The organism is Vibrio sp. TRT 21S02, from assembly GCF_050113675.1.
Taxonomy (GTDB): domain Bacteria; phylum Pseudomonadota; class Gammaproteobacteria; order Enterobacterales; family Vibrionaceae; genus Vibrio.
Genome location: NZ_JBNJOI010000042.1, coordinates 1 through 5533 on the forward strand (window position 1 = coordinate 1; position 5533 = coordinate 5533).

General features: G+C 39.6%; 8 protein-coding genes. All 8 read left to right on the forward strand.

What is annotated here, in order from left to right:
* Positions 1-162 precede the first annotated feature (162 nt).
* A complete protein-coding gene (locus ACQEXU_RS21625; protein ID WP_427012266.1) occupies positions 163-594 on the forward strand; it encodes an NUDIX hydrolase in 432 nt (143 codons plus the stop codon).
* A gap of 136 nt (positions 595-730) precedes the next feature.
* Positions 731-1333 carry a hypothetical protein gene (locus ACQEXU_RS21630; protein ID WP_427012267.1) on the forward strand — a complete coding sequence of 201 codons (603 nt, stop codon included), beginning with the start codon at positions 731-733 and terminating at the stop codon, positions 1331-1333.
* Positions 1334-1471: 138 nt separating this feature from the next.
* Positions 1472-2269 (forward strand): hypothetical protein, encoded by a 798-nt coding sequence (locus ACQEXU_RS21635; protein WP_427012268.1) that lies wholly within the window; start codon positions 1472-1474, stop codon positions 2267-2269.
* A 716-nt stretch (positions 2270-2985) separates the two neighbouring features.
* Positions 2986-3321, forward strand: coding sequence for a hypothetical protein (locus ACQEXU_RS21640; protein WP_427012269.1), 336 nt, complete (start codon positions 2986-2988; stop codon positions 3319-3321).
* Positions 3322-3475: 154 nt separating this feature from the next.
* Positions 3476-3889, forward strand: coding sequence for a DUF7684 family protein (locus tag ACQEXU_RS21645; protein ID WP_052437396.1), 414 nt, complete (start codon positions 3476-3478; stop codon positions 3887-3889).
* Between the two features lie 205 nt (positions 3890-4094).
* Positions 4095-4328, forward strand: coding sequence for a DUF2188 domain-containing protein (locus ACQEXU_RS21650; protein ID WP_038940866.1), 234 nt, complete (start codon positions 4095-4097; stop codon positions 4326-4328).
* A gap of 157 nt (positions 4329-4485) precedes the next feature.
* A complete protein-coding gene (locus ACQEXU_RS21655; protein ID WP_427012270.1) occupies positions 4486-4902 on the forward strand; it encodes a GFA family protein in 417 nt (138 codons plus the stop codon).
* 152 nt (positions 4903-5054) lie between these two features.
* Complete coding sequence (locus ACQEXU_RS21660) at positions 5055-5462, forward strand: hypothetical protein (RefSeq protein WP_050645157.1); 408 nt, start codon at positions 5055-5057, stop codon at positions 5460-5462.
* Positions 5463-5533: the final 71 nt, after the last annotated feature.

Below are 5533 nucleotides of genomic sequence, written 5' to 3' on the forward strand. Positions count from 1 at the left end.
GGTAACAAATGGGATTTACTGCAACTAAACAGAGCAACCAAATAGCACGCACATAACAATAAATTTAAGAGTGATTCGCAACGCTTGGCGTTTTCGCTTCGCTCAAGTATAGCCAAGCGCTGCTCACACCTTAATGCGGCGTTATATGCACGGGGGAGTTCAGTGGAAGAAAGAATCCGAAAAAGGGAAGTTAAAGTCTGCCCTGTAGTGCTCAGAAAGTCAGGAAACGATCTTGAGTTACTGTTGTTTGAGCATCCATTAGCCGATGTTCAACTTGTTAAAGGAACACTAGAATCATCGGATTTTTCTATCGAAAGTGCCGCTTTGAGAGAGCTGGAAGAAGAGTCTGGGTTATCTAGTGTATCGAGCGCTCACTATCTCGATTGCTGGGAAAGCGGTTTTCAAAATCAGCTGTGGCATTTTGTGCTTTGCGAAATAGACCAAGAACTACCGAATAGCTGGAGTTTCTTTTCTCAAGATGACGGTGGGCATGAGTTTAATTTCTTCTGGCATAAAGTAGGAAGTAAGTCCGATTTTAAGTGTCATAAAGTATTCTTTGACGCCATCAAGCAAGTCGAAATTCTGTGCATATAACAAGCAATTTAAGAGGGATTCACAACGCTTGGCATTTTTGCTTCTACTTCAAATTGAGTGTTTATGGCACAATGCTTTAGGTTTGGGTAGAGGCGTTGTTCACCCCTTAATTGGGCGTTATGCCTAAGGAGATATTTTGCCTGATATAGAAAAACTGAGACGGTTTTCACTTCTATCCTCACTTGCTTTGCTGGTATTTACCTTTTCTGGAATAGAACTTGATAGTAGTGGAAAAATCAGTGTACTCGGTATCCCATTTATAATGACCAATCCTGACTCCATCATGTGGGGTTTAGTCTTAATGGCTTCATATGGTTTGGCTCGATATTTTTATTATGCAGTTATGCTTGGGAATAGCCCCTATATCATCCGAAAAGATGCTATGCATAATTTGGTTTCACAAATCCCAGGTCAATATGGGAAATACAAAGGATCAATATTTTTATCTCCAGAATGTTTCTCTACATCGCCAATGATTGAAAGCCGCGATGAGGTAAATAGAGAGCTTCAAAGCATTATTGATGCGTTTCCTAAAGTTAATAAATTCCGCGTAACTGGAGAAGTAAAACCATTTCATGGACATGATGATGAAGGCGAACCCTTTTTGTGTTTCTTTGCAGACGTAAAAGTTCCCAAAATATGTCAGATTGTTGCTTTCGTACAAGACTTAGATTATACGGCACCTGTTTGGTTTGGTGCTTTGTCAATTTTGTGTTCAGTAGTACAACATTGGATCTAGGCATAACAATAAATTTAAGCAGATTCGTAACGCTGGGCATTTTTGCTTTGAATTAGCTTAAGTGTTTACGGCACAATGGTTTAAGTGTGTGGTAGCGTTACTCACTACTTAATTTGGCGTTAAGTGAAAAGGGTTGGAATGGAACAAAAGTTTTGTATTTTTTGCGGGCAGAGTGGGTTGACCAAAGAACACTTTTGGCCAGACTGGCTTGGCAAGCAACTCGGCAAAAATGAAATAGCAAAGCATATTGAGGGCTCAATTCAGGCTACTCCTAACTTAAATGATGCTGAAAAGAAAATTAGTACTCGCTCTGGGCCTGTAACTACAAAGAAATTCCGGGTTGTATGTGCTACTTGCAACAACGGTTGGATGAGCGTACTCGAAGAAAAGGCTAAACCTATTCTTCAAAATGCTATTAAAACTTGCGACATGAAGTTAGATAAACAACAACTTCAGCTATTTTCCAAGTGGATCACGATGAAAACTATGCTCGCAGAACACACGAAACTAAAGACTAACTCAATTCCAAAAGAAGATTTACAAAGATTTTATGAGAAGCAAACTATCCCTGAGTATTTTAAAATTTATGTAGCAAAGCATGATACGAATGAGGTTTGTGCATACTCTCGCACATCGGTGCGGCTAGGTACTGTTGCGACTGCGGCATCACACTTTGGAAAAACAGAGAACAACACTCAATCTACATCATTTTTAGTGGGTCAACTGTTCATATATGTATTTTCATGTACGGAACCGAGCTTGAATATACTGGGAGATTTTAAGTTAAATCGTTTAAAGCGAATAAAACCATCTGAAACCAAACAGTTATGTTTCAAATCACTTAAAAATCTAAACCAACCCTCAATTCAAAACATTGTATATGCACTTGAGGATTTCATTTATTCACAGCGTGTAAGGTCCATACAAAATGGGTGATTTTCACTTAACAAGCAATTTAAGAGGGATTCACAACGCTTGGCACTTTTGCTTCTATTTCAAATTTAGTGTTTATGGCACAATGCTTTAGGTTTGGTTGGAGGCGTTGTTCACCCCTTAATTGGGCGTTAGGCTACGGGCAGGAAAGTTCTTTGTTCTCATCTTCTTAGTTCTATTTGAGCATTCGTTTTTCTAAGTCGGCAATTTAGCATTGTCGGCTCAACTTCTTGGATCTCTCCAGCCGTAAAACATGCCAAAGTCCGTGGGTTGCTTCATTGTCAGGTCGTGGCGATGGGATTCTGGTTTAACTGGCTTAAAGTCGCTTCTAGGTTCTTAGCCAATTAGCATTTCGGCTTGGCAGTTGCCTCAGCAATTCGGCACTGTTTTGCGCTTTGGTTGGAAAGAAAGGGCGCTTGTTGGTGCTTTGTCGGGTTGCCTCATTGGGCACGGAAGTGGAATTACTGGTTTTGGGTTAGTCGCTTTTGGCGGCCAAGTTGGTTCTTGCCTTGTGGTTTGGTTTAGAAAACTGGCTTGAAATAGCACTTCTTTCTCAATTAAGTCAGTAACTTGTGGTAAAACATAACAAACAATTCAACAGTGATTCGCAACGCTTGGTGCTCTCACTTCGGGTTGAATATAGTGTTTACGGCGTCGTGGTTTAGTTCAGTGTTTGCGCTGCTCACACGTTAATTGGGCGTTATGGCTTAGGAGAAAAAATGGCATTTGTATTAGCAAATACAGCAACTAAAAATCAGGCACTCTATGCATTTGAACCAAGTCTTTCATTAGAAAGTGTCGAGGTTAAGACTGTTCGGCTTGAACATGTACATTATGATCATAATGGCAATATATTGGTTGATTCGGATACCCTAAAGGAGCTTGAAGCTTTAGGCATTCCGGTATTCGAAAGGAAGTCATCTGCTAAACAGTTTTTGGTGGGTTTAAATTTGGTAGGTAAGGCAAAGTATGTTGGTGTGCGTTACAAGCGTGCCTTTGAGCATCAATATACAGATCTTGGCTTATTCTCAAGTTGGACGGAACTAAATCGCTAAACGTGAGCTTCGCCATAACAAAGCGTTTAAGACGGATTCACAACGCTTGGCGATCGCAGTTTAAGTTTAATTTAGTGTTTAAGGTACAATGTTTTAGGTTTGGTGATTGGCGTTGTTCACCACTTAACGCGGCGTTATGCGTTTCAGAGGTAATATGGAATATCTTCACTTAAAAAAAGATGCGTCACATATTCCCGTACTTCAGGTTGGGAAGTTTCGTTGCATAATTGTGGCTGAGGAAGCTGTAGCTGAAAGTTGGCAATCGAAATTGAGTTCTTGGCTAGTCGAGAGTGGTTGCATGTATGCTTTAGCTTGGGGTGTTAATGCCAGTTCTTGGGATACATCTATAGATATAGCTAATATCATTTACGTCGGAGATAGCGATTTGAATGATGCAAATTTGGTTATAACAACTTGGCACGATGATGAGCCGCTGTCAGAAGTCTTTTGGTTTGCAAAACATTTAGCATCACATCCTTACTATGAACTTAGAGATACGGTAGTTATTCATATCTCTAGCAGTGAGTCACGAAGACAAGAGTTCGTCGAACTTTTAAAAAACGCATAACAAATTGTTCAAGAGTGATTCGGCACGCGTGGCATTTTTACTATGCGGTAGGTATAGTGATTAAGGTGGTATGCGGAGGCTTCAGTATTGCGTGCCTCACACCTTAACAAGGCGTTATGACTCATCTTTAAACTTCTTATCTAAGTCACGGACATTAATATGCAATGTGTTTATTATTTGGTTTGTGTTAAATAAGGAGCTTCATATGGCACGTAACAGATACTGGGTAGTTTGGACTAATGCTATTGAACAATGGCAAGTTAAAAAAACAGGAAATGAAACAGCGCTTAAGAATTTTAATGTTAAAGCTGATGCAATTGATTATGGTGTTGATATTGCAAAGCGCAATATACCTAGTCAACTGACGATCAAGAAGAAAGATGGGCAGATTGAAGACGAAAGAACTTATGGTAATGACCCTTATCCACCTAAAGGCTAAATGAGTCATAACAATCTGTTTAAGAGTGATTCGCAACGTGTGGCATTTTTGCTATGCGTTGCGTTTTGTGCTTAAGGTGGTTTGCGGAGGCATCAGTATTGCGTTGCTCACCCCTTAACAGGGCGTTATATGTTTCATCAATTTAGGAGTTATTTTAATGTCTTATTCTCAGGCTAGTTGCCTTTGTGGTTCTGTGAAAATTACGGCAGAAAACATCAATCCTAAGTTTACAGTTTGTCATTGTCAGTCATGTCGAACTTGGGGAGGAGCTCCATTTTTTGCGGTGAAATGTGGAACTCAAGTGAAAGTAGAAGGGGAAGATAAAGTAAAAATGTACAAGTCTTCCTCTTGGGCTTCTCGAGGTTTTTGCACAGAGTGCGGAACTCATTTGTTCTATAAATTTAAAGAAACAGGTGAGTACAATATGCCAGTAGGCTTGTTTCCAAATCTTGAAGGATTGGAAATGGACATGCAATATTTTAGCGATATGCGGCCAAGTTATTACTGCTTTGCTAATGAGACCAAGGAAATGACTACTGAAGAAATCATGGCCTACTTTGCGGATAAGGTGTAACCAAACATATAACAAGGCATTTAAGAGTGACTCACAACGCTTGGCGCTCTCACTTCAGGTTGAGTTTAGTGTTTACGGCGCAGTGGTTTAGGTCAGTGTTTGCGCTGCTCACACGTTAATTGGGCGTTATGTGTTTAATTTGAGTTCAGTATATGAATCATGAGTTTTATGAGCACTTGATTGAGAGTGATGAATTTTGTTTGTATTTGGGGCGTTTAACTTTATTGGTTTCAAAACTTGAATCTAGATTGAAAGAAATAATTATTGCCTCAGAGGTTAAAGTTAGAATCAAGTTAGATAAACCGACATTAGGTCCTTTAATCGGTTGCTGCAAAGAACACCAACTTGTGAATAAAGACGTCGTTTTTTTGTTGGGTTACATATTGGAACGTCGCAATTACGTAGTTCACAATTTGTACCCATTGTTCGATGGTAAAATTGAACCGACCCTTTTACCAAATGACAATCTGGTTTCAGAAGATGCAGAATATCTTTTTGCTAAGTGTGTTCGAGAGTTGTCGGAAGAGGTGAAAGAAACTCTTAAAATGTTAAACACTTAGTATCAAGTTTGAAGTGCGACACTTTTTACAGATGCGCATGAATATACTCCGTTGGTGTCCTATACCCAAGC